The organism is Streptomyces sp. NPDC111516, from assembly GCF_055635345.1.
This window is the reverse complement of the sequence record NZ_JBVKBV010000034.1, coordinates 17,719-42,836: the sequence shown is the minus strand read 5'-3', so window position 1 is coordinate 42,836 and position 25,118 is coordinate 17,719. Positions and strand designations below refer to the sequence as shown.

Here is a 25,118-nt window from a genome sequence, read left to right as displayed (position 1 = left end):
TGCGTGAACCGCGCATACCCCCAGTGCCTCTCGAAAGTGATGGAACAGCCATGCGTTTCGCCCTGGTGGGCGCCGGTGTCATCGGCGCCGTACATGCCCGGTTGATCAGCACGCTCTGCGAGAGCGATCCCCAGTCCGAGCTCGCTGCCGTCATCGACAGCGACCTGGACAAGGCCACGGCCCTGGCCAAGGAGCACGGCTCACGTGCCTATGCCGGCGCCGCCGAGGCGTACGCCGCCGAGGAGATCGACGCAGTAGCCGTGTGCCTGCCCAGTGCCCTGCACGCGGACGCGGCGATCGAGGCGTTGAACGCGGGCAAGCACGTACTCATCGAAAAGCCTGTGGATATCACCCTGGACGCGGCCGACCGGATCATTGCCGTCCAGCGTCGGAGCGGCCGCACGGTGTCGGTCATCAGCCAGCGTCGCTTCCAGCCGCCGGCGGCGTACATCAAGGACGCCGTGGACGCGGGACGGCTGGGCCGCACCACCTCCGGGATCGCCGAGTCGGCGTTCTTCCGCCCGCAGGCGTACTACGACTCCGGTGACTGGCGTGGCACGGCCGCGGTCGACGGCGGCGGTGCGCTGATGAACCAGGGCATCCACGCCCTCGACCTGCTGCTGTGGATGCTGGGCAAGCCGGTGCAGGTGAGCGCGCAGACCGGCCGGGTGGCCCACCAGGACATCGAGGTGGAGGACCTGGCAGCGGCCACCATCCGGTTCGAGAACGGTGCGGTGGGACTGCTGCTGGCCAGCACCGCCGCCTATCCCGGCCTGCCGGTTCGGCTGTCGGTCCACGGCGACCGGGGTACCGCGGTGATGGCCGAAGACCGGCTGGAGTACTTCCACTCCTGTGACAACGACGCCCCCGCGCTGCCGCCGTCCGAGGTGCCACTGCACGAGGGCTGGAGCCTGGTCGACCACGCGCACCTGGCTCAGTACGAGGACTTCGTGGCCGCGATCCGCACCGGCCGCGAACCGGCCGTCACGCTCGCGGCGGCACGCCGCTCGCTCGCGGTCGTCCTGGCCGTCTACGAATCCGCTCGCACCGGCCGTCCCGTCGCCCTGCAGGAGGTCTGAAACCATGAGCGAGACGCTGCGCACCGCGATCGTCGGCACCGAGAACAGCCACGCCGAAGAGATCCTCCACTACCTCAACGTCAAGCGGATCTCCCAGCAGGTACGGGTGGTCGCCCTCGTCGGCCCCGACGACGCACGCAACCGGGAACTGGCCGCGCTGGGAGGCGACCTGCCCGTCATGGCGACCTCGGCCGAGCTGATCGACTCCGTCGACGCCCTGATCGTCACCAACCGCGACGGTGCCGCGCACCGGGCGGAGGCAGTGCCGTTCCTGGAGGCCGGCAAGCCGGTCTGGGTGGACAAGCCGCTGGCCGCGAGCACCCAGGACGCGATAGCGATCATCGAAGCGGCCGACCGCGGTGCGGCGCCGATGACGTCGTACTCGGCAGTGCGGTGGGTGCCCGACGCCGACCGGGTCGCGGAGGCCGCCGCCGGCATCGGTGACATCCAGACGGTCACCGTGACCGGCCCGGCCGACCCGGACAGCGAACACAGCGGGATCTTCTTCTACGGCATTCATGCCGCCGACCTCGCCCAGCGCCTGGCCCCGGGCAAGCCGGGACCGGTGAGGGTGGAACGGGCGGCAGGCACCGTCGTGGCCCGCTACCGCAGCACAGCAGGCGTGCTGGTCACGCTGCAGATGGTCACCCCCACCGAAGCCGGGCGGGTGCCGTTCCACGCCGAGATCGTAGGCCGGCACGGGCTGGTCAGCCGCGACATCGAGCTGAATGCCGACTACGTGGAGCCGGGCCTGAAGGTCTTCCTGCACATGCTGCAGACCGGCACACCGCCGCTGGCCGCCGACACGCTGCTGGCACCGATCACTGTCCTGGAGCAGGTCCGCGCCGCTTTGTAGGCATGCACGTCCACTCACCACTTTCCACCGATGGAGACCAGCTATGGACGCAAAGATTGTCAGGACGACGGCGGTGGCTGCGGCCGCCGGCCTGCTGGTGGGCGGCTGTTCCGCCGGCTCTGACAGCGGAAGCGATTCACTGTCCGGCGGCCCGAAGAAGGGCACCGTGCGGGTGTGGTTCATGAAGGACTCGATCCCGCAGCCCGCGCAGGACTACCTCAAGTCCCAGTTCGAGAAGCAGCACCCGGGCTCCACCCTCAAGATCGAGATCCAGCAGTGGGACGACATCGTCGCCAAACTGCAGTCCGCGATGGCCAGCGACAAGGAAACGCCGGACGTCGTCGAGATCGGCAACACCACGGCGTCGACCTTCGCCAGTATCGGGGCCTTCGCCGACCTGAGCCCCATGTATCAGGAGCTGGGTGGCAAGAAGCTGATCCCCAGCTTCGTCAAGGCGGGCACGTCGGGCGGCAAGAAGTATGCGCTGCCGCTCTACGGCGGGGCGAGCGTCATCTACTACCGCAACGACCTGTTCGAAAAGGCGCACGTCGCTCAGCCCAAGACGCTGGGCGAACTGGTCACCGCCGCGCAGAAGGTGAAGGCGGCCAACCCCGACAAGCGCAAGAACTTCCAGGGCATCTACCTGCCGGCCTCCGACAACCACTTCATGGAGGCATGGATCTTCTCCCAAGGCGTCAACTACGCCAAGCAGAACTCCGACGGCAGCTGGACGGGCACGCTGAACACTCCCCAGGCCAAGGCCGGGTTCGCCATGCTGCAGCAGCTGTGGAAGACCGCCGCGCTGGGAGCTCAGGACTCCTCCGAGCAGGGTGCGGCGCCCTGGGTGCCGTACAACAACGGCGAGGTCGCGATCATGTCCGGCCGTACCTTCGCCGAGCAGAACATCTCGGCGAAAATGAAGAAGAACACCACAGTGATGGCGATCCCGCCGGTCGAGCCGGGCGGTATGGGCCACTCGTTCTCCGGCGGCTCCAGCGTCGGCATCTCGGCGAAGTCACAGGTCAAGTCGCTGTCCCAGGACGCGCTGAAGCTGATCTACAGCAAGGAGTTCCAGACCAAGGTCGCCGCGCAGGGTTGGATTCCGGGCAACACCGCCTACGCCGATGCGGTCCCTGAGGGGATGGCCAGCGGGCGGCTGCAGCAGCAGATCGCCGCCACCTCCGTGCTCACCCCGGCAGCGGAGAACTGGGCGGTGGTCCAGGGCAACAACACCCCGGCCGACTTCTGGGCGCAGCTGGCCCGCGGCGGATCCGCCGAGAAGCTGGCCAAGGCCACGGACGGCAAGATCGAGGAAATCCTGAACAAGAAATGACCACCGACCTGAAGGGCGCGTCTGCGCCGCCCGGCCGACGCCGGCGCAGCACCCCTGTGACGCCTTATCTTCTGGCGGCGCCGGTGTTCGTGGCCGTCATCGTGGCCCTGGGCTATCCGCTGACCCGTCAACTCGTCATGTCCTTCCAGGAGTTCGGGCTGCGCCAGCAGTTCGGGCAGCCGCCGGCGTGGGTGGGCCTGGACAACTACGAGACCGTGCTCAGCGACCCGGCGATGCTCAAGGTCCTCGCCCGGTCCATCCTGTTCTGCCTGGTCTGCATGAGCCTGACCATGGTGGCCGGAGTGGGCCTGGCCGTGCTGATGACCGCGATCAGCCGGTGGGCCCGCCTGGTGCTGCAGGTCTGCCTGCTCCTGGTGTGGGCCATGCCCGTCATGGTCACCATGACCGTGTGGCAGTGGCTGTTCGACAGCCGCTACGGTGTCGTCAACTGGCTGCTGTCCCATCTGGGCATGTCCGGGATGGAGGGACATGCCTGGACAGCGGATCCAATGGGCCTGTTCACGGTGGCCGCGCTGATCGTGATCTGGATGAGTGTCCCACTGGTGGCGTTCATGAGCTACGCGGGACTGAGCCAGGTGCCGGCCGAGGTCATGGAGGCAGCCTCCCTGGACGGGGCCTCCGCCTGGCGCCGCTTCAGAAGCGTGACCCTGCCGCTGGTCCTGCCCGTCATCATGATCGTCGGGCTCCTGCAGATCGTCTGGGACCTGCGGGTGTTCACCCAGATCTACGTGCTGCAGCAAAGCGGCGGCTCCACCGAGGACACCAACCTGCTGGGCACCGCCGTCTACCGGCTCGGCATCGGCCAGGGCGACTACGGTGTCGCCTCCGCCCTGGCGACCCTCGTCCTCCTCCTCACCTTGCTGCTGACCTGGAAGTACATCGCCACGCTGCTCAAGCAGCAAAAGGAGGCGGCGGACCGATGAGCACATCCACAGTGGCCCGCACCAGCGACCGCCCAGCCCGGACCCCTCCCCCGCCCGCCGGCGGGCGGGGGCCCCGAACCAGCACCCGAAGCCGACGCGCCCGTCTGCGCTCCCTGCTCAACGCGCTCGCGGTCCTGGCCGCCCTGGTGTGGGTCTTTCCGGTGTACTGGATGGTCAACACCGCGTTCGTGCCGACGTCCGAACTGTTCGGCCTCACCCCGAAGTTCGTGCCCTTCCCGGGCACCTTCGAGCACTTCTCCGGGGTCCTTGAGGACGACAAGTTCTGGTCGGCGCTGCGGATGAGCGCCGCCGTCACCGCGGTGGTGGTCGTACTCGCCGTGCTCTTCGGGTTCATGGCAGCGGTGGCCGCCAGCCGGTTCCGCTTCAAGGGCCGCGGCGCACTGGTCATGCTCGTGATCGTCGTGCAGATGCTGCCGGCCGAAGCGCTGTTCATCTCGCAGTTCCGGATGCTGGACGACTGGAACCTGCTCAGTTCCGTCACCGGCCTGTCGCTGCTGTGCCTGGGCGGGAACGTGCCGTTCACGATGTGGCTGCTGCGCGGCTTCATCGACAACATCCCCGCGGAGCTGGAAGAGGCGGCCATGGTCGACGGCTGCAGCCGGGTCGGTGCGTTCTTCCGCATCACCCTGCCGCTGCTGGGACCGGGGCTGATCACCTCGTCGGTCTTCGCGTTCCTGCACACCTGGAACGAATACAACCTGGCCCTCATTGTCATGACCAAGACCGACCACGCGACGGTGCCACTGTGGCTGCGCGGCTTCAGCAGCGAGACCTCCGCCACCGACTGGGGCGGCGTCATGGCCGGCTCCACCCTGATCGCCGTACCGGTGATCGCCCTGTTCATGACGGTCCACTCCCGGATGAGCTCGGGCCTGGTAGCGGGGGCGGTCAAGGGCTGATGCACGGGCGGCTCCTCGGCGGGCGCACGGCCCGCGTCCTCACCCACAGCCACGGGCGCATCCGCTCGGTCGAACACCACGAGCACCACGAGCCCGGCCGGATCCCCTTCCTGATCCCCGGCCTGGTCGATCTCCAGGTCAACGGCTACAGCGGCCACGACATCAACGCCGACAACATCACCGTCGACACCGTCCGCCGTCTCACCAGGGCTCTGTGGGCGGCAGGAACCACCACGTTCTTCCCCACCGTCATCACCGCCGGCGAAGGCAAGATCGTCAACGCGCTGGAAACCATCGCGTCCGCGGTACGCACCGACCCCCTGCTGGCCCACTCCATCGCAGGCATCCACGTCGAAGGGCCCTGTCTGTCCGCGGCGGACGGGGCACGCGGCGCCCACGACGCGCGGTACCTGCGCGACCCCGACACCGCCGAGCTGGCCCGCTGGGTCGCCGCCTCCGACGGGCTGCTGCGCATCGTGACCCTGGCGCCCGAACGGGCAGGCACGGCGGCGTACATCGAGGCCGCAACGCGCGCCGGTGTCATGGTGTCGATCGGGCACTGTGCGGCGGAGCCCGGTGAGATCCACCGTGCGGCGGCGTCCGGGGCATCGCTGTCCACTCATCTGGGCAACGGCATCCAGTCCCTGCTGCCGCGCCACCCCAATCAGATCTGGTCGCAACTCGCCGACGACCGGCTGTCCGCCGGGTTCATAGCCGACGGACACCATCTGCCCGCCGACGCCCTGACCGCGATGATCCGCGCCAAGGGGATACGGCGCTCCTTCCTGGTCAGCGACGCGGCAGCCCTCGCGGGATCCCCGCCCGGCACATACACCACGGCGGTCGGCGGGCGGGTGAGCGTCACCGACGACGGCGGCCTGTTCCTGGCCGGCAGCAACCTCCTGGCCGGGTCGGCGGCCTGCTTGCTGGACTGCGTGCGCTGGGCACGCACGCACACCCCCTTGCGTGACGAGGACCTCCTGACGCTGGCGGCGTCCAACCCCGCCGAGATCGCCGGCCTCGCGGACCGGGGCACCCTGACGGTCGGCGCAGCCGCCGATCTGGTGCTTCTGGACGAAGACCTCCGCGTCCTTCAGACGGTGGTCGCCGGCACAACCGTCTACAGCGCGGACCACAACCCGCAGCTCTGAACCAGCTCTTCCCACCGACAGAAACGGAGCATCACCGTGCGCAGAGGCAGAAAACTCTGGGGCCTGGGACTGGCCCTTGCGTGTTCGACCGCTGCTTGGCTGGTGCCGGTCGGCACCAGCCAAGCAGCCACGACACCCACGATCTCCATCGACTCGCCCGTCGACGGGGCCGCCGTCCACGGCCGCATGCTGACGGTGCACGGCCACTACGCCGAGACCAGCGGCCTGAAGCTGGTCGTCGATGGACAGCAGACCATTCCCGTCACCACCGACGCCGGCAACGGCACCTGGTCGGCCACCGTGGACATCAGCGACAAGGACGGAGCCCTCGGCCTGGCCGCCTACGGCAAGAACGCCCAGACGCTGTACACGCAGTGGTCCCCGTTCCTCTCGGTCAACGTCCGCAACCCCGCCGCCGCCAAGCCGGACGTGCAGATCGTCTCCCCGCGCATGTCCGACAAGCTCCACGGCACCGCCCTGCGCTCCACCGTCGAGGTGGCCTCCAAGAACGGGGTGCGCGGCGTGCAGGTGCGGGCCAACGGCGGCTCCTGGCGGCCGGCGTCGCGCATCCCCGGCTCGCCGAACCGGTATACGGCGCTGCTCGACGTGCGCCCCCTGACCCCCGGGTTCGTCGGCCTCGAGGCCCGGGCCACCGACCTGCGCGGCCATGTCGGCACCTCGACATCCACCTACGTCTCGCTCGGCGGCGCAAAGCCCGCCCCACGGCACACCTACGACCAGGACCGCGCCATGTGGGTGTGGGAGCAGAACTCCTACCCGGCGGTGTTCGACACCGCCGCCCGCGACCGGCTCGGGAAGATGATGGACGACACCACCACCTTCCCCGGCTCCGACCCGGTCAGGACTCTCTACCTTGGCGTGGACGACTATCAGGGCAAGGACATGCTGCGCGAGGCACGCCCGAAGGTGGCCTCGTTCATCCGCTGGGCACGCGGCCGCGGCTACCACGTCCAGGCGGTCATCGCCGCCGGCACCACCCCGCCTTATCTGGGCGTCCTGCCGCAGTACCAGGACCACGCCGTCCGCGAGTTCCAAAAGGTCCTCGACTACAACCTGGCCGCTCCCGAGGACGCCCGCTTCGACGGCGTGAACGTCGACATCGAGCCCTACATCCTGCCCCAGTGGAAGCAGGAGGGCTCGGGCAACATCCCCGTCGTCTGGCTCGACCTGCTGGAAGAGCTCGTCCACCTACGGGATGCCTCCGGCCAGCCGCTGCTGTTCGGGCCCGCCGTCCCCAGCTGGTTCGACTCCTCCGCTCCCTGCTGCACCGCCGTCACCTGGCACGGCAAGACCGCCCCGCTCAGCGACCACGTGCAAGACCTCAGTGACTACGTCTCGCTGATGGACTACGTCGACCGCGCCGACGGCCCCAACGGCATCACCGCACGCGCGGCCCACGAGGTCGCCTACGCCCGCCAGATCGGCAAGCCGGAATCGGTGGTGATCGGCGTCGAGACCAAGGACCTCACCGGCGGCGGCGACCCGGAAACGGTCACCTTCTGGGAAGAAGGCCGCACCTACATGGAAGCCGAGCTCGACAAGGTCTACGCCGCTTACGCAGCGGACGAGCAGTACTTCGCCGGCGTCGCCATGCACCACTACCAGAGCCTGCTCATCCTCCCCTCCGTGCAGGGCGGCGGCGGGGTCACCTACCCGCAGGAGTAAGCACCCGCATGCAATTGCTCAACCAAGCCACGGCCGGGGCCCCCTCGCGGGCCCCGGTGCGGATCATCCATCTGGGGCTGGGCGCCTTCCACCGCGCGCACCAAGCCTGGTACACCCACCGGGCCGACCGCGAGCGCCGGTGGGGCATCGCGGCCTTCACGGGCCGCCGCCCGGACGCCGCGCACGCACTGGCGGCGCAGGACGGCCTGTACTCGGTCATCGAACGCTCCGCCGCCCAGGACCGTGTCGAGCTGGTCGGCTCCATCACCGAGGCCCACGACGGGGCCGACCAAATGCGGCTGCGCACACTCGCGGCGTCGCCGCGGACCGCCGCGGTGACCCTGACGATCACCGAGGCGGGCTACCACCTGGGCGCCGACGGCGAGTTGGACCTGTCCGCGCCGCCCGTACTGCACGATCTGCAGGCCCTGCGCACAGGTACGGACGGCGTTCTGGTCACGGCCCCCGCGCGCCTGCTCGACGCTTTGGCCACGCGCCGCCGCACGGGGGGCGGCGGCGTCGCGGTCATCTCCTGCGACAACCTGCCCGGCAATGGAGCGGTGACCCATCGCGTGGTCCGTAGCCTGGCCGCCGCAGTCGACGAGGAGCTGGCCGACTGGCTCGATGCCCACGTCGGTTTCGTCAGCACGTCGGTCGACCGCATCACACCGGCCACCACCGCCGTCGACATCAGCCTGGCCTCGGCGCACCTGGGTCTGCGCGACCTCAACACGGTGGTCGCCGAACCGTTCCACAGCTGGGTTCTGGCCGGCCGCTTCCCGGCCGGACGACCGCCGTGGGAGCAGGCGGGAGCCTTGTTCGTCGACGACGTCGGTCCCTATGAACGGCGCAAACTGTGGCTGCTGAACGGGGCACACTCGCTGCTCGCGTACACCGGCCTCGCTCGGGGCCACGACACGGTGGCCGAGGCGATCCGTGATCCCAGTTGCGCGACGGCGGTGGACGGTCTGTGGGACGCCGCCGCCCGCCACTTGAACGACGACCGGCTCGACATTCCCGCCTACCGCCGGCAGCTGCTGGCCCGCTTCCGCAATCCGCGCATCGCCCACCGTCTGGCCCAGATCGCCACGGACGGCAGCACCAAACTGCGCGCCCGCATCCTGCCCGTGGTCCACGCCGAACAGGCCGCCGGCCACGACCCCACACCCGCTCTGCGCTGCGCGGCAGCCTGGGCGGAGTACGTGCTCGCGGCACCCGACCCCGCCGCGCTGCCCGACCCCGCCGCACCCGCTCTGGCCCGCGCCTGTGCCTTGGCGGGCGACGACCGCCGCCTGGCGGCACTCCTCTCCGTGATCAGCCCGGCCTGGGGAGAGGATGCGGCGATCTTGGCCGCAGTGAACCGGCTCCGCCGCTCCCCGCGACTCAGAAGGTGGACATGCACATAACTTCAGCCGACGTCATCGTCACCAGCCCCACCCGCAACTTCGTCACCCTCAAGATCACCACCAACGAAGGCATCACCGGCCTCGGCGACGCCACCCTCAACGGCCGCGAACTCGCTGTCGCCGGCTACCTGCGCGACCACGTCGCCCAGTTGCTCATCGGCCGCGACCCGCACCGCATCGAGGACACCTGGCAGTACCTGTACCGCGGCGCCTACTGGCGACGCGGCCCGGTGACGATGGCGGCCATCGCAGCCGTCGACATGGCGCTGTGGGACATCAAGGGAAAGGTCGCGGGCCTGCCCGTCTACCAGCTGCTCGGTGGCGCATCCCGCACCGGGCTGATGACCTACGGCCACGCCTCCGGCCGCGACCTGCCCGAGCTGTTCGACTCGGTGCGCCGGCACATCGAAGAAGGCCACCAGGCCGTGCGGATCCAAAGCGCCATCCCCGGCATCAACGCTCTGTACGGAGTGGCGGCACAGCCCCAGGCCAGTGGCGAGCGCTATGACCACGAACCGGCCGGGCGGGGCAGCCGCCCCCCGGAGGAGGACTGGGACACCCGCGCCTATCTGCGCCACCTGCCCACCGTCTTCGAAGCCGTACGCAACGAATTCGGACCTGCCCTGCCGCTGCTGCACGACGGCCACCACCGGATGACGCCGATCCAGGCGGCCAAGCTCGGCAAGGCTCTGGAGCCCTACGACCTGTTCTGGCTGGAGGACAGCACGCCCGCGGAACACCAGGAAGCCTTCCGCCTGATCCGCCACCACACCACCACACCGCTGGCGGTGGGCGAGGTGTTCAATCACGCGGCCGACTTCCAGACCCTGCTCACCGAACGGCTCATCGACTACGTACGGGCCGCCGCAACCCACTTCGGCGGCATCACTCCGTTGCGCAAGATCACGGACACGGCGGCCGAGTACCAGATCAAGTCGGGCTTCCACGGCCCCACCGACATCTCCCCCGTCGGCCTGGCCGCCCAAGCCCACCTGGGCCTGGCCATCCACAACTTCGGCATCCAGGAGTACATGGGCCACAGCGAAGCCACGAACACGGTCTTCCGCCAGTCACTGACGTTCGAGGACGGCCTGCTCCACCCCGGCGACGCCCCCGGACTCGGCGTCGAACTGGACGAGAAGGCCGCCGCGGCCCATCCGTACCGGCAGGCGTACCTGCCCTGCAACCGCCTCGCCGACGGCACCGTCCACGACTGGTGACCAACCTTTCGTGATGGGCGATCCGCAGGGCTACATCAATCGCCTGCCGAGGGCGATCTCCGTGCCTTGTGTGCTCGTTGAGCGTCGCCCCCCTCGGCCGGCTCCCGACGATGCCACCGCGTACGTCTGCACCCACCATGCCGGCGGCGCGTGCTCCGCAGTCCGTCACCTCGCCGGGCTCGGCCATGAACGTATCGGGCACGTAGGGCGACTTCGCACGGCCACGGCCGAGCTGGTGGCCGCCGGCTTCCGCCGCGCTCTCAGCGATCTCGGGCTGCCGCACATTCGGGCAGCCGAAGTACGAAGGGAGCGGTGGCTCACCGAGGGGCTCGCCGCATACGCGAAGGCCTGCAAGGAGCATGGCATCACAGCAGTCTTCCGCCACGGTGATCGCGACGCCGCACGGCTGCTGCAGCACCTGCGTCGAGCGGGACTGAACGTCCCTCACGACGTTGCCATCGTCGCCTACGACGCCGAGGTCGCGGACCTCGGCGAGGTGCCGCTGACGGCGATATCACCACCCAAGGACGAGGTCGGCACACTCGCCGCAGAGCTGCTGCTGCGTCGTATCGAAGGCGGTGACTCGACTCCGGCACACCAGGCACAGCTGCAACCGCGCCTGATCATCCGCGATTCCTGCGGGAGCAGGCGGGAGGACAGATCACTGCACTGTGCGTGATCGTGCAAACATTCCCACAGGTCATCAGGCACAAGATCAGCAGACACCCTGCAGATCCTGCCGACACAACACTCAACTACCGAGCCTCACGAAACATTTCATTTAGAAACGATCCGTAAGCCGGAACTCGAGCATCGCCGCAAAGCGTTCGTCGGGATCATTCAGGTTCAGTTGCGCGATTTCTGCCGCTCGGCGAAGGCGGTATCGGAATGTGTTGGGGTGTACATCCATGGCCGCAGATGCGTTCAGGGTGTTGCCGAGGTGGTCGAGCCATTGGGCCACGGTTTCCGCCATCGTGGTTCCGTGTTCTCGATCGTGGTGCTGCAGCCGGGCGATGGGGCCGTCCAGCAGTCCGCCCTCATTGTGCAGTTGGTCACCGATCTCCAGCAAGAGTGCGTTTAGTTGGACGTCGGCGAACATCGCGACTCGGCCGGCTGGTTCCTGGCGCAGGACACGTAGGGTTCTGTCCGCATCGTGCCGCGAGCGAGCCAGGTCGGCCGGATCGGATGACGAGCCGTCGCGACCGATGCCGATCGCCACTCCTCCAGGTCTGCCCCGTGCACGGTCGAGGAAATCGTCAGAAACCCGCTGGGCCATGGCCGTGACGTTTTCTTTCCCTTTCCGGATCGGCGCCGGCACGATCGCATAACACACGTCGCCGACCAATGCGGCAACCGCGCCGGGTGCCGCGACCGACAGGTGAAATGCGAAGGAGTCGGTGATCCGTTCCAAGGTCTGCCGTCGCGTTTGCCCGGAGACGGCAGTGTCGGCCGAGTTCCCATTCGGAAGGGACAGGCCGAGCACCGTCACGGTCCGGTGCGCCAGTCCAAGACGCTCGATCGCGCCCGACGCCGGGGCGCCTCCCGTCAACGCGGTTGCGATGAGGTCCGCGCGAACCTGCCGGTCGATGTCTACACCGATACGATGCCGCAGCAACTGCAGCGCAACGACTTTCGCGGCATCGACGAGTACTTGCTCCTTCTCCTCGCTCAGTGGCCCAGGGACAGCCCCCCAGATCGAGCCGAGCACTTGGTCACCTGCTCGTACGGCTATCGCCACGCGCGGAAGACCTGGCACTCCTTCGATCTGCGGTGTGTCGATGAAGATCGGTTTCTCGCTGGCGTAGAGCCGTTTGAAGACGCCCGCTCGTTCCTGCGCAAGGCGGGCGTGCTGCGGGACGACACGTCCGAGAATCGTCTCGATCCGTGTTTGATCAGCCTCGTTCTGGCGATCGGAGAACGCCAGAATCTGTGAGTCGCGATCTTCGATGGTGATCGGCGCGTCGAGCAGTGATCCGATCGCGTTGGCCAGGGCGAACGAGTCTTCCGCGGGCATTCCGGCCAGCAGTTCCTCGCCGCTCGCACTGCTGGAGAGCAGCGAGCGGAGCAGGACGACCAACTGTGCCCACGTTGCTCCGCCGGCGAGGCCGAGCAGGACCACACCGCTGCGTTCGATGCGAGCACGCAGCTCCGGCTCGAGATCCAGCGGCGCACGTACCACGAGGGCGGGCGCCTGGCGTGTGACCGCACGATCGAGCAAGGCCGGCAGATCTCGGACGTCGGCGGCGGTACACAGAAGCATGGCCCCGGGGCGAACCGGTACCTGTTCCCGCGGATCGTCGACGACGACGTCGGTGATCAACGTCGTTCCGTCGACGGTCCCCGCAAGAACCTCCAGCAGAGTGCCGGCGAGGTTGCTCACGACGTTGTCCAGCCTGGCTCCAGGGCTGGTCATGATCGGCGCCCTTCGTTCGCTTCCTGCTGCACCCAACGGTACGGCGTTCGTGAATCCGAACCACACGTCGGCCGCAATTGGTGCGGCCGCACGGTGCACGTCGTGGTGACGCGCAGCACGCTGGTGCACATCGACGTCCCACCCCCGAAAGCAGGCAGTGTTTACATGTTCGCAACACCATCCACCACCGGTGCATCCGGCGACGCGCGGTGCGCTGTCTCCGCGTCGTCCATGTCGTCATGGGCGGAAAGCCTCGCCGAGCTCGGGTTCGAACTGCCGTCGACGGCCACGCCGATCGGCGTCTATGTTCCGGCGGTGCGGACCAGTGATCTGGTCTACACCTCTGGCCAGTTGCCGTTGGTGCGGGGATCGATCGAACGACCGGGAAAGGTCGGCCGCGAGGTTTCGGTGACGGACGCGTCGAGGGCAGCGGAAATCTGCACTCTGAATGGACTTGCTGCGATCGACGCCCTCGTCGGCCTCGACTCGGTCGTACGGGTCGTGAAGGTGACCGGGTTCGTCGCTTCCGCCGACGACTTCGCCGGCCAGCCCGACGTCGTCAACGGCGCCTCGAATCTGCTCGCGAGCGTTTTCGGCGACGCCGGTACGCACGCGCGCTCGGCTGTCGGCGTCGCCGAACTGCCACTGAACGCCCCCGTCGAAGTCGAACTCATCGTCGAGGTTGCCTGACCCTCGACACCCGGCCGGACCCGACCGAGCGACGCCCGGCACGGTCTGCCACGACTGTCCTCGCCGACCCCGAACGCCTATATCCGAACGCTGGCCTCCAACAAGGACACACCATGACAGTCGACAGCTCCCCCGAAGGGGCGAACCAGGACGGCCTCGCGCAAGGACTCAACAAACGACACATCCGCATGATCGCGATCGGTGGCGCCATCGGAGTCGGGCTCTTCCTCGGATCCGGGAAAGGTATCTCCTACGCCGGGCCGGCCGTGATCGGCGTCTACGCGGTCACCGGCGTGTTCATCTTCATCATCATGCGTGCCCTCGGCGAGCTGCTGATGTACCGGCCCGTCGCGGGGAGCTTCGCCGAGTATGCGCGCGAGTTCTTGGGCCCTGCATACGGTTTCGTCACCGGCTGGGGTTACTGGATCACCTGGACCATCATCGGGATGGCCGAGCTCACCGCAGCCGGGGTCTTCGTCAAGTTCTGGTTCCCGTGGATGCCGCAATACCTCACGGCACTGATCGCGCTGCTCGCACTCGTCGGATTGAACCTGGCCAAGGTCGGATTCTTCGGGGAGGCCGAATTCTGGTTCGCATCGATCAAGGTCGTCACCATCCTTGCCCTAATCGGTGGCGGCATCTTCGCACTGGTCTTCAACGTCGGCAAAGCCGGCCGGGCAGGCGGGGTCGAGAACCTCTGGAATCACGGAGGCATCGCCCCGCACGGGCTGCTCGCGGTCCTTCTGGCCTTCCAGATCGTGGTCTTCTCCTACCAGGGCGTCGAACTCATCGGCATGACCGCAGCCGAGACCAAGGACCGGGAGTCCGTGATACCGAAGGCGATCAACTCCGTTCCCTGGCGTATCGGGATCTTCTACGTCGGCACCCTGATCGTGCTGATGTCATTGTTCCCTTGGGATCAGTTCAGCGCGGACGAGAGCCCCTTCGTCAAGAGCTTCTCGCACATTGGTCTTCCCGCGGCCGCCGGCTTCATGAACTTCGTCGTCCTCGCCTCCGCTCTGTCGGCGTGCAGCGCCGGGCTGTACAGCAACGGACGCCTGCTCAAGAAGCTCGCCGAGGACGGGCTCGCACCCAAGGTGTTCGAGAAGACCAGCCGTGGTCACGTGCCTGCGGCCGCCATCATCGCCTCCGGCACGCTGATGCTCGTCGGTGTCGCGGTCAACGCGACCGTCCCGGAGAAGGCGTTCTCGTACATCTCGTCGGTCGCCACCCTCGGAGGAATCTGGAGCTGGGGTGTCATCGTCGTCTGCCACCTCGTCTACCGGCGTCGCGTCGAACGCGGTGAAGCACCCGCGAGTACGTTCCGGCTCCCTTATGCCAAGGCCCTGTGCTGGGCCACCCTCGCCTTCCTCGCAGCTCTGACGATTCTCCTCGCGTTCGACGAGGGCCAGCGCATCGCCTTGTACGCCCTGCCGGTCTGGGCAGCGGTTCTCATCGGCGGCTATCGGATGTCGTCGCGAAACGCCGCCCGCAAGGAGCACGTCCCGGCCCGGGCACCGAGCGCGCTGTGAGCCGTGAGTCCATCCACTTGCGCTGACGCCCTGCCGAGCAGCCACCTGAAGGAACAGCCGTGATTCCCGCCGCATACCCCCAACTGCGTCTCGACGCCGCCGCCCTCGATCACAACATCCGCGTCATGGCCGACTGGTGCAAGACCCATGACGTCGCGCTTGCTCCCCACGTCAAGACTACGATGTCCGCTCCCATCATCGAACGACAGATCGCGGCCGGCGCCGTCGGCGTCACCGTTGCCACCGTCGATCAGGTCGCGACCGTGCTCGGCTGGGGACACAACACCGTCCTCGTCGCGAACCAGATCGTCGATCCATTCGGACTGGCGCGACTTCGGGCCTGGCTAGCCGCCGAGCCGGAACGGAAGATCCGGTGCTTCGTCGACTCCGCGGCCGGGATCGCCGCAGCGAATCAGGTGTTCGGCGCGCACGGCCCCGCTCTCGAGGTGCTTTTGGACATCGGCACCCCGGGTGGCCGCACCGGTATCCGCGACCCGGAGCAGGCCCGCCGCACAGCGGAGCTCGTCCGAGCGGCTCCCGGACTCCGGCTCGTGGGAGTCGCCGGGTACGAAGGCGTCGCCCCGAACACAAGGACCGACGAAACGCTTGCGGCCGTGGACGAACACTGCCGTCGGGTCCGCGACGTCTACCTCGATGTCGCCGGACTCTTCGAGACCGACCGCCCGGTGTACTCGATGGGCGGATCGGCCTTCCCTGACCGCGTCGTCGACTGCCTCCCGACGGACGACGACGTTCCGGGCACAATCCGGTTGCTCAGGTCCGGTTGCTATGTCACGCACGATCACGGCGTCTATGCCCGCGTGAGCCCGATTCCCGGCCTCGTCCCAGCCCTGGCCGTGCGCGCGGTCGTCGTGTCCGCCGCCGAGGACGGCACCGCCGTGGTCGGAGCCGGGAAGCGCGACCTTCCCTACGACACCGAGACGCCGATCCTTCTGTCCGCCACCACGGCGGCCGGACAGGACAAGTCCGATGTCCGCGGACGTGTGCGCGCGCTGTACGACCACCACACCGTGCTCTCCGACGCATGGAATCTTGAGGTGACGGATGTCGTCGAGTTCGGGATCTCGCACCCGTGCTCGGCATTTGACCGGTGGCCCGAGTACCTCATCACCAACGTCCACGGTGATGTGATCGACGTCTGGCGCACCGACTTCGGCCGATCGTCGATCGCCACAGCGCTCAGCGAGTCGGCGAGAAGGACAGAGGCAGCTCATGCGCGGTGATCAGCCGCTTGAACCGGTTACACGGTCCGCTCGATCGAGGTTCGCGCGCATCGCCACCAGTTGTCCCCGACGCTCCCCTCTGGCACCGGGGGCGTACCCACCTCGCCTGCGACCGCCGATGTCGTCCCGCGGCGGCGCGCACGTGGTACGCCTTGACGCCCGGATCAGGTGGGAGCCGGTACACCACTTCTCAGGAAACATCCCCGATGAGCGCTTTCGGCTCATCGGCGCTCGGCAGCATCGAACGCGCTTGTAGGGCAAGCCATAGCTCGGCGATGTCCCGCGTGCGGTCGAGGTTGAGCCCGGTGATGTCTTCGACCTTGCGGATGCGGTAGAGCACTGTCTGCCGATGCACGTGCAAGGCGTCCGCCGTCTTCTGCCAGGAGCGCTGATTGTCGAAGAAGCTCTCGAGGGTGGGCAGGAGCTCGCCTCGGTGGCTGGACTCGTACTCCAGAAGCCGCCCGAGCACTCGGTCGACGAGTGCGATCGCGTCTTCGATGCCGGCAACGCCGAGGAACGGCGTCGCCTCCCCGTAACGGAAGGTACGCGTCTCGACACGCTCGGCTGACCGGCTCGCCCAGCGTGCTTCCCGCGCCGCCTCGGGGATGCGATCCACGGTCTTGATCGCGGCGCTCACACCCACCGATGCGGAGGGACCGACGTTTGAACGGACGACGCGCAGCACCCGCTCCTCGTCTGGCGCCAGTAGGTAGAGAGCACCAGAGCGGTGCACGACCAGATGCGGAACCCCATTGCGCCACAAGGCGACATGCAACTGACGCAACCGGGCGCTGTCGTCGGAGGATACGGCGTACAGGATCGCGGAGGTCGAGTCGATCCCGGCCTCGAGGAGCTGGCTGTGTCCGCCCCTGGGTTCGGCACCGCCGTCCATGAGCCGGGCCAGCAACTCGGCACCCTGGCGGCGGCAGTGCTCCAGGTCCACCAGCGCTTGGGACATCTCAAGGGCGATCACGGTCGCAGCGTGCTGCATGAGGATGGCATCGAGCACGTTCCGCCCGTCAGACACCAGGACGAGCACGGCACCGGTCTGGGTGGGAATGTCTGCCAGACGCAGCTCCCGGCCGTCACTCAGACGCGTGACGAACGCGCCGGCGCTGACCTGTCGGGATCCGGGTTCGGCCTGCGACAGGGCCTTGCGAAGTCTCGCGTCGGGTTCAGGGCTGCCGGGAAACCACGGTTCGGCGGACTCGCGATGGCACACGTGCAGCTCACAGCCCAGCTGCTGCGACAATGCGGTGGTCAGCTGAGACGGCTTGCGCTTTTCGGTGACCGAGCGTTGCAGGGCGTGATATATCCGCTCGGTTCGAATCAGCCGGTCCGACTGCTGCGGCAGGTTGGCCGCCGCCACCTCGCGCGAAATCGCGACGAACGGCATCGGGTACTCCACCGAGAGCACCGGGAGGGCGAGCGAATCGCTGGCACTGGTGAACCGCGCGGTGAGCGGCGGGCAGTACATTTGTTCGCCGATCGCGAGAGCGCTGGCACCGGCGTCCACGAGCCGTCTCACAAGCTCCTCCTGCTCGCGAGCCGCCTTCGGAAAGGACATGCCGTTGGTCATCAGCAGCTCTCCGCCGGTCAGCCACTGCCACGGCTCAGGCAGGTCGCAGGTGTGCGTCCAGCTGACCTCCCGTTGCAGCCCGTCTCGGCCAGACAAAAGGCGAAGTCGCAGGTGCGGCATCTCCAGCAGTTCCGCAACACAAATCATCCAATCACCATAGGTGAATAGTCCACGCAGCGGTCGATATCACCTATTCATGCAGAAGTGGCAGGCGCGGTCAGCGCTCGGTCACGTTCGCTGACCGGCCTGCCACGGGCCGTCTCCTGGTACTTCACGTGCGTGCCGCGCCCGGTGTCGCTCGCCGTAACGCTTCCTGCACTGCGCCGCCGACGTCAGGCCGTGGCGGCAGCCGGGCGGTCAGGAGTGCGCATATCGGCCTTGCTCATCAAAGTGATGAGGTCGAAGGCCACCGTGGCGGCCGCAACACAGGTGATCTCGGCATGGTCGTACGCCGGTGCGGTCTCGACGACGTCGGCCCCGATGAGGTTGAGACCGTCGAGCCGACGAAGCAGGTGCAGCAGCTCACGGCTGGTGAACCCGCCCATCTCCGGCGTACCCGTCCCCGGTGCGAAGGCAGGGTCGAGCACGTCGATGTCGATCGAGAGGTAGACCGGGGCGTCACCGACCCGCCGCCGCACGACATCGACGGCTCCGTCGATGCCCAGAACGTCGAGGTCCCCGGCCCGGATGACCCTGAAGCCGAACGACGCGTCGTCGACCAGGTCGAGCTGGTCGTAGATGGGACCGCGGATGCCGACGTGGATCGACTTGTCCTCGACGAGCAGGCCCTCCTCGAACGCGCGGCGGAACACGGTGCCATGGGTGATCGGAGCCTTGAAGTAGGTGTCCCACGTGTCGAGGTGGGCGTCGAAGTGGATCAGAGCGATCGGGCCGTGCTTGTCCCGTGCCGCGCGCAGCATCGGCAGCGCGACGGTGTGGTCACCGCCGAGCGTCACCAGGCGCCGGTCACGCTGGCCGACGACCTCGCGGGCGAACCCCTCGATCTGGCCCATCGCCTCGTCGATGGAGTACGGAGTGCACGGCACGTCACCTGCGTCTACGACCTGGACCGCCTCCAACGGCGCCGTATCGAGCTCGACGTGGAACCGCGGCCGCAGGTGTCGGGACGCTTGCCGGATGCCCATCGGCCCGAACCGGGCGCCCGGCCGGTACGACGTACCGCCGTCGAACGGGACGCCGAGCACCGCGATGTCGTAGTCGGGCACGGCGTCGATGGAAGGGATCCGGGCGAAGGTGCCGAGGCCGGCGAAGCGCGGGACCACGGTGGCTTCGAGGGCACCGATCGGCTGGTGGTCGCTCATGGGGTGACTCCGATCAAGATTGGGGGCAAGCTGCGATGGGGAGCCGGGCCAGGTGCCCGGCGCACCGGTGTGCTCAGGCTCCGGTCCCGCCCTGGACGAGCGTGGGAACCTCCTCGACAGCCACGGCCGTACGCAGCCGGGCCACAGCCTTCACCGTGAAGTAGTACAACGGCGAGACGACGAGCAGGCCGGCGATGAAGGAGATGTCGGTGTGGCCGAGCGCCTTGGCGATCGGGCCGGTGTAGGCGGTCCCGATGATCATGAACGGGATCTGCACAGCGACACCGATCAGGTAGCAGAGCACCGCGGGCCAGTTCACTCGGCCGTAGCGACCGCCGTCGCGCTTGAAGAAGTCCTCGACGGCGTAGTCACCGTGGCGCACCAGGTAGAAGTCGACCAGGTTGACCGCGGTCCACGGGACCAGGGAGCCGAGCAGCAGGGTGAGGAAGTTGTTGTAGGTGGCGACGAAGCCGCTCCCGGAGGTGAGGGCTACGGCGAGCGCGATCGTGCACAGTCCGGTCGCGACCACCGCGCGCTCGCGGCTGCGAGCCGTGAAGCGCGGCAGGAAGGTCTGCGCGATCGTGATCGTGCACAGGGTTCCGCAGTACAGGTTCATCGCGTTCGTCGCGGCGACCCCGATGCTGAACACGGCCACGACCAGCAGGCTGATCCCGGCGGTTGCCTTGGTCAAGGCGGCGATGGGGTCCGCGCCGGGCAGGAGCAGCCCGATGCCCGCGCCCAGGAACATGGGCAGGATCGAGCCGATGCTGGTGCCCCAGTAGCTCATCCAGAACGCCGGCCTGGAGCCGGTCCTGGCCGGCATATAACGGGAGTAGTCAGAGACGTACGGTGCGTAGGCGATCTGCCAGACCGCGGCCACCGACACGGTGCTCACGAACCCGGACAGGGTGGCCTCACCGGTGCCGAAGAAGGTGTGCGGCACGGGGTGGACGACGAACGCCCAGACGAACGCCAGTAGCAGGACGGCACCCGAGGCGTAGGTCATGATCCGCGCATAGGCGTGGATCAGCTTGTAGCCCCAGATCGTGGCCGCGATGCTGGCCGCCGCGAGCAGCACAATGCCGGCCTTGCTGCTCAGGTGCGGAATCACCGACGCCAGCGACTGTCCTCCGAAGACCAGGATCGAGATGAAGAATCCGAGGTACATGACCACCACGATCAGGACGATCAGCAGCGCACCCCAGGAGCCGAACTGCCCCTTGGTTTGGACCATCTGAGGGACCCCGAGCCGCGGCCCCTGGGCGGAGTGCAGTGCCATGAAGATCGCACCGAAGAGGTTCCCGACGACGATCCCCAGCGCGGCCGACCAGGCCGGTTGGCCGAACAGCGTGGTGGCAAGACCTCCGGTGACAATGGAAAGGATCATGATGTTCGTGCCGAACCAGATCGTGAACATGTCCCGGTTCGTGCCGTGCCGCTGGTCGAGCGGGACCGGCTGGATCGTTGCCGACTCGATGCTGGAGACGGACTCGCGCCGCCCAGCCGGTTGCTCACTCATGACTGCTCCGTCTCGTCAGAGCATCGAGCCCGGTTGAACATGACGTGCTTGGTACGCGAGTAGTCATCGAGCGCATACGCCGACAGGTCGCGCCCGTAGCCGGAGGACTTGAACCCGCCCCACGGCATTTCGGTGGCGAATGCGAGGTGGTCGTTGACCCACACGGTGCCGAAGTCCAGCCGCCCGGGCAGATCCGCGGCGCGACGGGCGTCCTCGGTCCAGACCGAGGCGGACAGCCCGTAGGCGGTGCGATTGGCCGCCTCGACTGCGGCATCCTCATCGGTGAAGGTCTCCACCGTGACCACGGGCCCGAAGATCTCCTCACGAGTGGACTCGGCACCGTCCGGGAGGTCCACCAGAACCGTCGGAAGCACGTAGTAGCCGTCGCCTTCCGGAGCCTTCCCGCCCGTCGCCGCCCGCGCTCCTTCCGCGAAGGCCCGGTTGAGGAAGCCGAGCACGCTGTCGCGGTGGGTCTTCGAGACAAGCGGCCCCATCTCGATGTGGTCCCCGGCCGCCGGGTCGCCTACGACCAGCGACTCCACCCGGGGCACGAGACGCTTCAGCAGCTCCTCGTGGACGGACTGCTCCACGAGGATCCGGCAGGCCGCGCCGCAGTCCTGGCCCGAGTTGCCGAAGCCGGCGAACCGGACGCCTTCGGCGACCGCGTCCAGGTCGGCGTCCGCGAACACAATGACCGGTGCCTTACCGCCGAGCTCGAGGTGCACGCGCTTGAGCGTGGTTGCGGCCGCGCTGGCCACCGCCTGTCCGCTCCGCACGCTGCCCGTCACCGACACCAGCGCAACATCCGGGTGAGTCGCGAGCGCCTCGCCGACCACCGATCCGGCACCAGTGACGACGTTGAGCACCCCTGCGGGAAGCACCTCGGCGAGAAGCTCGGCCATGCGCAGGGCGGTCAGCGGTGTCTGATCCGACGGCTTCAATACGCAAGTGTTGCCGACCGCCAGGATCGGCGCGATCTTCCATGCCGCCGTGAGCAGGGGGTAGTTCCACGGCGTGATCGCGGCCACTACCCCGACCGGCTCCCGCACGATCATTGACGTGCGGCCGGTGACGTACTCTCCGGCGCTCAGACTCAGCTGCGTCCGGACCGCACCAGCCATGAACTGCAGCGTGTCGATCGTCCCGGCGACATCGTCGCGGGCCAGCGGCATCGGCTTGCCGGTGTTGACGGACTCCAGGTGCGCCAGCTCCTCGGCGTTGGCTTCCAGCACCGCCGCGGCCCTGAGCAGCACGTCGGCGCGGTCCTTCGGCGTCCGCTGCCGCCAGCCGGGCAACGCCGCCTTGGCGGCGGCCACAGCCTTGTCGACATCGGCCGGCGTGCCGCACAGGGCCTGTGCAATCGGCTGTCCCGTCGCGGGGTTGAACACCAGTTGCGTCTGCGTCCCGGTGCCCTCCCAGCCGGCACCGTTGACGAAGTGCGTCAACACCGCGGCCTCCGCACCCACCGCCGCCAGGTCGCCTCCCAGGTGAGCCACGGCGATCTGCGTTTGCGCCTCGATCATCTTGGAATCCTTCGTTCGTGTTGCCTGGGTTCACGACCGGTGCGCCCACCTCGGGTGCACCGGCCCAACTGCTCAGAAGCACGCCGACCTGGTTGTGCAGATGCTCAGTCCGCGAGCTCAACGGATCGCGAAGCCGCGATCGACGACGGTGGCCAACATGTCGATGTAGGAATCGACGTCGTCGAGGGCCGTGCGCGGCGGAGGGTCGTAGGCGAGCGCGCCCTTCGTCCGGGGGCTCAGGAAATAGGCGCCGGCGGTCAGCGCAGTGAGGGCCTGGAACTGCTCGGGCTGCTGCACACAAAGCGCGTCCAGAGCAGCTTCCGGGTCCTTGCCCTTGCACCAGGCAACCGCCTCGGCGAACGGTTCGGCCAGGTCCGGCCGGTAGCCGAGCACCTGGTCGAGCAGGGCAGCCGGCACACCTGCGGCGGTGGCCGAGGGCATCGGATCGGACGCGGGAATCAGTACGTCGGCGAGTGCGGCGAAGGTACGTCGCTGGTCGGGATCGAGCATCACGGGGTCCTCAGTCGGTGGCGGGCTGGTTGTGGCGGTTGTCGGCGAGGTGGCGCATCGACCGCAGCGCGACCGCCATGATGGTCGCGGTCGGGTTGACCCCGGTCGAGGTGACGAACACGCTCCCGTCGATGATGAAAAGGTTCGGCACATCGTGCGCGCGGCCGTACTCGTCGACGACGGAGGTGGCGGGATCGGTACCCATGCGCGTGGTGCCCAGGAGGTGCCAGCCGCTTTCCCGAACGACGGGGATGGGGAGCACCGAAGTCGCGCCCGCGGCCAGGTGGGCCTCGGCCGCCCGGTCGACATGGAACTTGAGCATGCGTTCGGTGTTCTCGCTGATGGTGTAGCGAATCCTGGGCACCGGGATGCCGTCGGAGTCTGTCGCGTCCGGGTCGAGCACGACCTCGTTGTGGTCCTCAGGCAGGTCCTCGGTGGTGATCCCCCACTCGGTGTACCGGCCGAAGGTTGTGCGCAACCGGGTGTGGAAGGCGGGCCCGAAGGCGTCGCGCCAGTCCTGGCCCGGCTCCCACAAGGTGTGGGTGAGTGGACCGCCGGTGGGCATCAGGTTCCATTTCGCCCCGCGCACGAACCCGCGGCTGGTGTCGGTCTCGTAGAACTGCATCGACTGCAGTGCCTGCCCGGTCGGGCCGAGCCAGGTCTCGAGCTCGTCCTCGTAGGTCCCGTACACCGAGGCGTAGGGATGCACCATGAGCCGCTTGCCGACCAGGCCCGAGGAGTTCGCCAGACCGTCGGGGAACTGCGCAGAGGCCGAGTTGAGCAACAGTCGCGGCGTGCCTATCCCGTTGGCGGCCAGCACGGTCACGCCTGCGGCTTGGTGGCGCACGACTCCCATGCGGTCGACGTACTCGGCGCCGGTCACCAGACCCCGGTTGTCGACCGTGAGCTGTCGCACCCGGGCCCCGGTCACCAACACAGCACCGGCGGCGATCGCGTCGCGCCAGTGCGTGAAGTCGGTGCTCGCCTTCGCTCCGGTCGGGCATCCCGACTCGCAGGCGCCGTACCGCAGGCACGCGGGCCGGTTCTTGAACTTACGCGACGCGATGGCGTTCGGGGCGGGCCACCAGTGCCAGCCGAGCTTGTCCATGCCCTTCGCCGCGGCGAGGCCGTACTTGCCGATCGGCATAGGCGGCAGCGGGAAAGTGTGCGGGTCCGGGTAAGCCGGGTCGCCGTCGAGTCCGGACGCGCCGATGTGGTGGGTGACCTCGTCGTAGAACGGCCGCAGGTCCTCGTAGGTGAACGGCCAGTCATCCGCGACCCCGTCGAGGGTCCGGACCCGGAAGTCGGAGGGCAGTGCCCGGACCCAATGTCCGGAGAACAGGATAGTGCTGCCACCCACGCCGTTGAACATCAACGGCTCGATCGGGCTCTCCTTCGTGTCGACCGGGTAGTCGCTCTTCCGCCCGCGCACATTCGGACTGGGGTGCCACTGCTTGAGGCGGGTCAGCTCCCACTCGGGCTTGCCGCCCGTGAAGTCATCGGGAAGAGCCCAGTCGCCCTGCTCCAGACAGACCACACGAAACCCACGGCCGGCCAACTCCAGGGCCGCCACCCCACCGGAGGCGCCGGCACCTACGATGAGCACATCCGCATCCCCATGATCATGCTGCGTGTTCACCTGTAGCTCTCCCGCTCGCTCAGTCCGCTGCGGACACGTTCGCACCCACATCGGTGGACTTTTCCGGTCCGGTCGGCCCTCAGGTGCCTGCCGGACAGGGGATCGAATGACCCGCACCCAGAATGCTTCGGCCCACCCCCGACGACACCAGTTCATCCGCCACAAGTGAGGTGGTTCGACTTGAGCAAATGCACAACCTGAGAGACGCCCAGTTCACCCACATAAACGCAACCGCCACGGCCTTCCTCGACGACAACCAGCCGGTGATCAGCGTCGACACCAGGGTCAAGGAATGGCTCGGCAACCGCTACCGGCCCGGCCGCACCTGGCGGCCGGGCAAGAACCCCATCCACGTGGACTGCCACACGTTCACCACCAGCGCCCAGCCGGTGATCATCCCCTACGGGATCTACGACATCGCCCACAACACCGGCTGGGTCAACGTCGGAACCGAGCACGACACCGCCGAGTTCGCGGTGGAATCGATCCGCCGCTGGTGGCAGCACCCGGGGACGAAACGACCACCCGGCTTCGCGGAAGCACGTGGACCGA

The 25,118-nt window shown here is 67.9% G+C and carries 20 protein-coding genes and 1 pseudogene; 14 read left to right on the top strand and 7 right to left on the bottom strand.

Annotated features, from left to right (window positions below):
- Positions 1–50 precede the first annotated feature (50 nt).
- Genes ACZ7L9_RS35220 through ACZ7L9_RS35175 form a run of 10 tightly spaced genes read left to right on the top strand, consistent with a single transcriptional unit; the run spans position 51 to position 11,274 of the window.
- Positions 51–1,079, top strand: coding sequence for a Gfo/Idh/MocA family protein (locus ACZ7L9_RS35220; protein WP_471421607.1), 1,029 nt, complete (start codon positions 51–53; stop codon positions 1,077–1,079).
- Between the two features lie 4 nt (positions 1,080–1,083).
- Positions 1,084–1,935, top strand: coding sequence for a Gfo/Idh/MocA family protein (locus ACZ7L9_RS35215; protein WP_471421606.1), 852 nt, complete (start codon positions 1,084–1,086; stop codon positions 1,933–1,935).
- Between the two features lie 43 nt (positions 1,936–1,978).
- Positions 1,979–3,268, top strand: coding sequence for an extracellular solute-binding protein (locus tag ACZ7L9_RS35210; RefSeq protein WP_471421605.1), 1,290 nt, complete (start codon positions 1,979–1,981; stop codon positions 3,266–3,268).
- On the top strand, positions 3,265–4,212 hold the full coding sequence (locus ACZ7L9_RS35205; RefSeq protein WP_471421604.1) for a carbohydrate ABC transporter permease: 948 nt from the start codon (positions 3,265–3,267) through the stop codon (positions 4,210–4,212). Before ACZ7L9_RS35210 ends, ACZ7L9_RS35205 begins: the two co-directional genes overlap by 4 nt.
- On the top strand, positions 4,209–5,132 hold the full coding sequence (locus ACZ7L9_RS35200) for a carbohydrate ABC transporter permease (RefSeq protein ID WP_471421603.1): 924 nt from the start codon (positions 4,209–4,211) through the stop codon (positions 5,130–5,132). Before ACZ7L9_RS35205 ends, ACZ7L9_RS35200 begins: the two co-directional genes overlap by 4 nt.
- Positions 5,132–6,283 (top strand): N-acetylglucosamine-6-phosphate deacetylase, encoded by a 1,152-nt coding sequence (locus ACZ7L9_RS35195; RefSeq protein WP_471421602.1) that lies wholly within the window; start codon positions 5,132–5,134, stop codon positions 6,281–6,283. The genes ACZ7L9_RS35200 and ACZ7L9_RS35195 overlap by 1 nt, the downstream gene beginning before the upstream one ends.
- A gap of 36 nt (positions 6,284–6,319) precedes the next feature.
- Positions 6,320–7,969 carry a hypothetical protein gene (locus ACZ7L9_RS35190; RefSeq protein ID WP_471421601.1) on the top strand — a complete coding sequence of 550 codons (1,650 nt, stop codon included), beginning with the start codon at positions 6,320–6,322 and terminating at the stop codon, positions 7,967–7,969.
- 8 nt (positions 7,970–7,977) lie between these two features.
- Positions 7,978–9,375, top strand: coding sequence for a mannitol dehydrogenase family protein (locus ACZ7L9_RS35185; RefSeq protein WP_471421600.1), 1,398 nt, complete (start codon positions 7,978–7,980; stop codon positions 9,373–9,375).
- Positions 9,366–10,595 carry a D-mannonate dehydratase ManD gene (gene manD, locus ACZ7L9_RS35180; protein WP_471421599.1) on the top strand — a complete coding sequence of 410 codons (1,230 nt, stop codon included), beginning with the start codon at positions 9,366–9,368 and terminating at the stop codon, positions 10,593–10,595. The genes ACZ7L9_RS35185 and manD overlap by 10 nt, the downstream gene beginning before the upstream one ends.
- 13 nt (positions 10,596–10,608) lie before the next feature.
- A complete protein-coding gene (locus ACZ7L9_RS35175; RefSeq protein WP_471421598.1) occupies positions 10,609–11,274 on the top strand; it encodes a substrate-binding domain-containing protein in 666 nt (221 codons plus the stop codon).
- A 102-nt stretch (positions 11,275–11,376) separates the two neighbouring features.
- Here the strand turns inward: ACZ7L9_RS35175 and ACZ7L9_RS35170 are convergent, their stop codons facing one another.
- Positions 11,377–13,008 (bottom strand): PucR family transcriptional regulator, encoded by a 1,632-nt coding sequence (locus ACZ7L9_RS35170; protein ID WP_471421597.1) that lies wholly within the window; start codon positions 13,006–13,008, stop codon positions 11,377–11,379.
- A gap of 231 nt (positions 13,009–13,239) precedes the next feature.
- On the opposite strand from ACZ7L9_RS35170, the gene ACZ7L9_RS35165 reads away from it, so the two are divergent.
- The 3 genes from ACZ7L9_RS35165 (at position 13,240) to ACZ7L9_RS35155 (ending at position 16,474) form a co-directional block, all read left to right on the top strand.
- The gene (locus ACZ7L9_RS35165) at positions 13,240–13,698 is read left to right on the top strand and encodes a RidA family protein (protein ID WP_471421614.1); all 459 of its coding nucleotides are present in this window, start codon (positions 13,240–13,242) and stop codon (positions 13,696–13,698) included.
- 113 nt (positions 13,699–13,811) lie between these two features.
- Positions 13,812–15,230 carry an amino acid permease gene (locus ACZ7L9_RS35160; RefSeq protein WP_471421596.1) on the top strand — a complete coding sequence of 473 codons (1,419 nt, stop codon included), beginning with the start codon at positions 13,812–13,814 and terminating at the stop codon, positions 15,228–15,230.
- 59 nt (positions 15,231–15,289) lie between these two features.
- Positions 15,290–16,474, top strand: a complete 1,185-nt coding sequence (locus ACZ7L9_RS35155; protein ID WP_471421595.1) for an alanine racemase — start codon at positions 15,290–15,292, stop codon at positions 16,472–16,474.
- 190 nt (positions 16,475–16,664) lie between these two features.
- Here ACZ7L9_RS35155 and ACZ7L9_RS35150 read toward each other — a convergent pair whose 3' ends face one another.
- The 6 genes from ACZ7L9_RS35150 to ACZ7L9_RS35125 all read right to left on the bottom strand — a co-directional run bounded on the left by ACZ7L9_RS35150 (position 16,665) and on the right by ACZ7L9_RS35125 (position 24,533).
- Entirely contained in the window at positions 16,665–18,200 is a 1,536-nt protein-coding gene (locus tag ACZ7L9_RS35150) for a PucR family transcriptional regulator (RefSeq protein ID WP_471421594.1), read from the bottom strand.
- A 185-nt stretch (positions 18,201–18,385) separates the two neighbouring features.
- Positions 18,386–19,375, bottom strand: coding sequence for an agmatinase (speB, locus tag ACZ7L9_RS35145; protein ID WP_471421593.1), 990 nt, complete (start codon positions 19,373–19,375; stop codon positions 18,386–18,388).
- Positions 19,376–19,448: 73 nt separating this feature from the next.
- Positions 19,449–20,894, bottom strand: a complete 1,446-nt coding sequence (locus ACZ7L9_RS35140; protein ID WP_471421592.1) for a purine-cytosine permease family protein — start codon at positions 20,892–20,894, stop codon at positions 19,449–19,451.
- Positions 20,891–22,417: an aminobutyraldehyde dehydrogenase gene (locus ACZ7L9_RS35135; RefSeq protein ID WP_471421591.1), complete on the bottom strand. Its 1,527-nt coding sequence runs from the start codon at positions 22,415–22,417 to the stop codon at positions 20,891–20,893. Before ACZ7L9_RS35135 ends, ACZ7L9_RS35140 begins: the two co-directional genes overlap by 4 nt.
- A gap of 117 nt (positions 22,418–22,534) precedes the next feature.
- Complete coding sequence (locus ACZ7L9_RS35130; RefSeq protein ID WP_471421590.1) at positions 22,535–22,927, bottom strand: gluconate 2-dehydrogenase subunit 3 family protein; 393 nt, start codon at positions 22,925–22,927, stop codon at positions 22,535–22,537.
- Positions 22,928–22,937: 10 nt separating this feature from the next.
- Complete coding sequence (locus tag ACZ7L9_RS35125) at positions 22,938–24,533, bottom strand: GMC family oxidoreductase (protein WP_471421589.1); 1,596 nt, start codon at positions 24,531–24,533, stop codon at positions 22,938–22,940.
- A gap of 224 nt (positions 24,534–24,757) precedes the next feature.
- On the opposite strand from ACZ7L9_RS35125, the pseudogene ACZ7L9_RS35120 reads away from it, so the two are divergent.
- A pseudogene (locus tag ACZ7L9_RS35120) lies at positions 24,758–25,094 on the top strand (ISAzo13-like element transposase-related protein); the annotation flags it as partial.
- Positions 25,095–25,118 lie beyond the last annotated feature (24 nt).

Coding starts and splice junctions, on each gene's coding strand:
- ACZ7L9_RS35220 (WP_471421607.1), top strand. CDS start 51: ATGCGTTTCGCCCTGGTGGGCGCCGGTGTCATCGGCGCCGTACATGCC.
- ACZ7L9_RS35215 (WP_471421606.1), top strand. CDS start 1,084: ATGAGCGAGACGCTGCGCACCGCGATCGTCGGCACCGAGAACAGCCAC.
- ACZ7L9_RS35210 (WP_471421605.1), top strand. CDS start 1,979: ATGGACGCAAAGATTGTCAGGACGACGGCGGTGGCTGCGGCCGCCGGC.
- ACZ7L9_RS35205 (WP_471421604.1), top strand. CDS start 3,265: ATGACCACCGACCTGAAGGGCGCGTCTGCGCCGCCCGGCCGACGCCGG.
- ACZ7L9_RS35200 (WP_471421603.1), top strand. CDS start 4,209: ATGAGCACATCCACAGTGGCCCGCACCAGCGACCGCCCAGCCCGGACC.
- ACZ7L9_RS35195 (WP_471421602.1), top strand. CDS start 5,132: ATGCACGGGCGGCTCCTCGGCGGGCGCACGGCCCGCGTCCTCACCCAC.
- ACZ7L9_RS35185 (WP_471421600.1), top strand. CDS start 7,978: ATGCAATTGCTCAACCAAGCCACGGCCGGGGCCCCCTCGCGGGCCCCG.
- manD (WP_471421599.1), top strand. CDS start 9,366: ATGCACATAACTTCAGCCGACGTCATCGTCACCAGCCCCACCCGCAAC.
- ACZ7L9_RS35175 (WP_471421598.1), top strand. CDS start 10,609: ATGGGCGATCCGCAGGGCTACATCAATCGCCTGCCGAGGGCGATCTCC.
- ACZ7L9_RS35170 (WP_471421597.1), bottom strand. CDS start 13,008: ATGACCAGCCCTGGAGCCAGGCTGGACAACGTCGTGAGCAACCTCGCC.
- ACZ7L9_RS35165 (WP_471421614.1), top strand. CDS start 13,240: ATGTCGTCATGGGCGGAAAGCCTCGCCGAGCTCGGGTTCGAACTGCCG.
- ACZ7L9_RS35160 (WP_471421596.1), top strand. CDS start 13,812: ATGACAGTCGACAGCTCCCCCGAAGGGGCGAACCAGGACGGCCTCGCG.
- ACZ7L9_RS35150 (WP_471421594.1), bottom strand. CDS start 18,200: ATGATTTGTGTTGCGGAACTGCTGGAGATGCCGCACCTGCGACTTCGC.
- speB (WP_471421593.1), bottom strand. CDS start 19,375: ATGAGCGACCACCAGCCGATCGGTGCCCTCGAAGCCACCGTGGTCCCG.
- ACZ7L9_RS35140 (WP_471421592.1), bottom strand. CDS start 20,894: ATGAGTGAGCAACCGGCTGGGCGGCGCGAGTCCGTCTCCAGCATCGAG.
- ACZ7L9_RS35135 (WP_471421591.1), bottom strand. CDS start 22,417: ATGATCGAGGCGCAAACGCAGATCGCCGTGGCTCACCTGGGAGGCGAC.
- ACZ7L9_RS35130 (WP_471421590.1), bottom strand. CDS start 22,927: ATGCTCGATCCCGACCAGCGACGTACCTTCGCCGCACTCGCCGACGTA.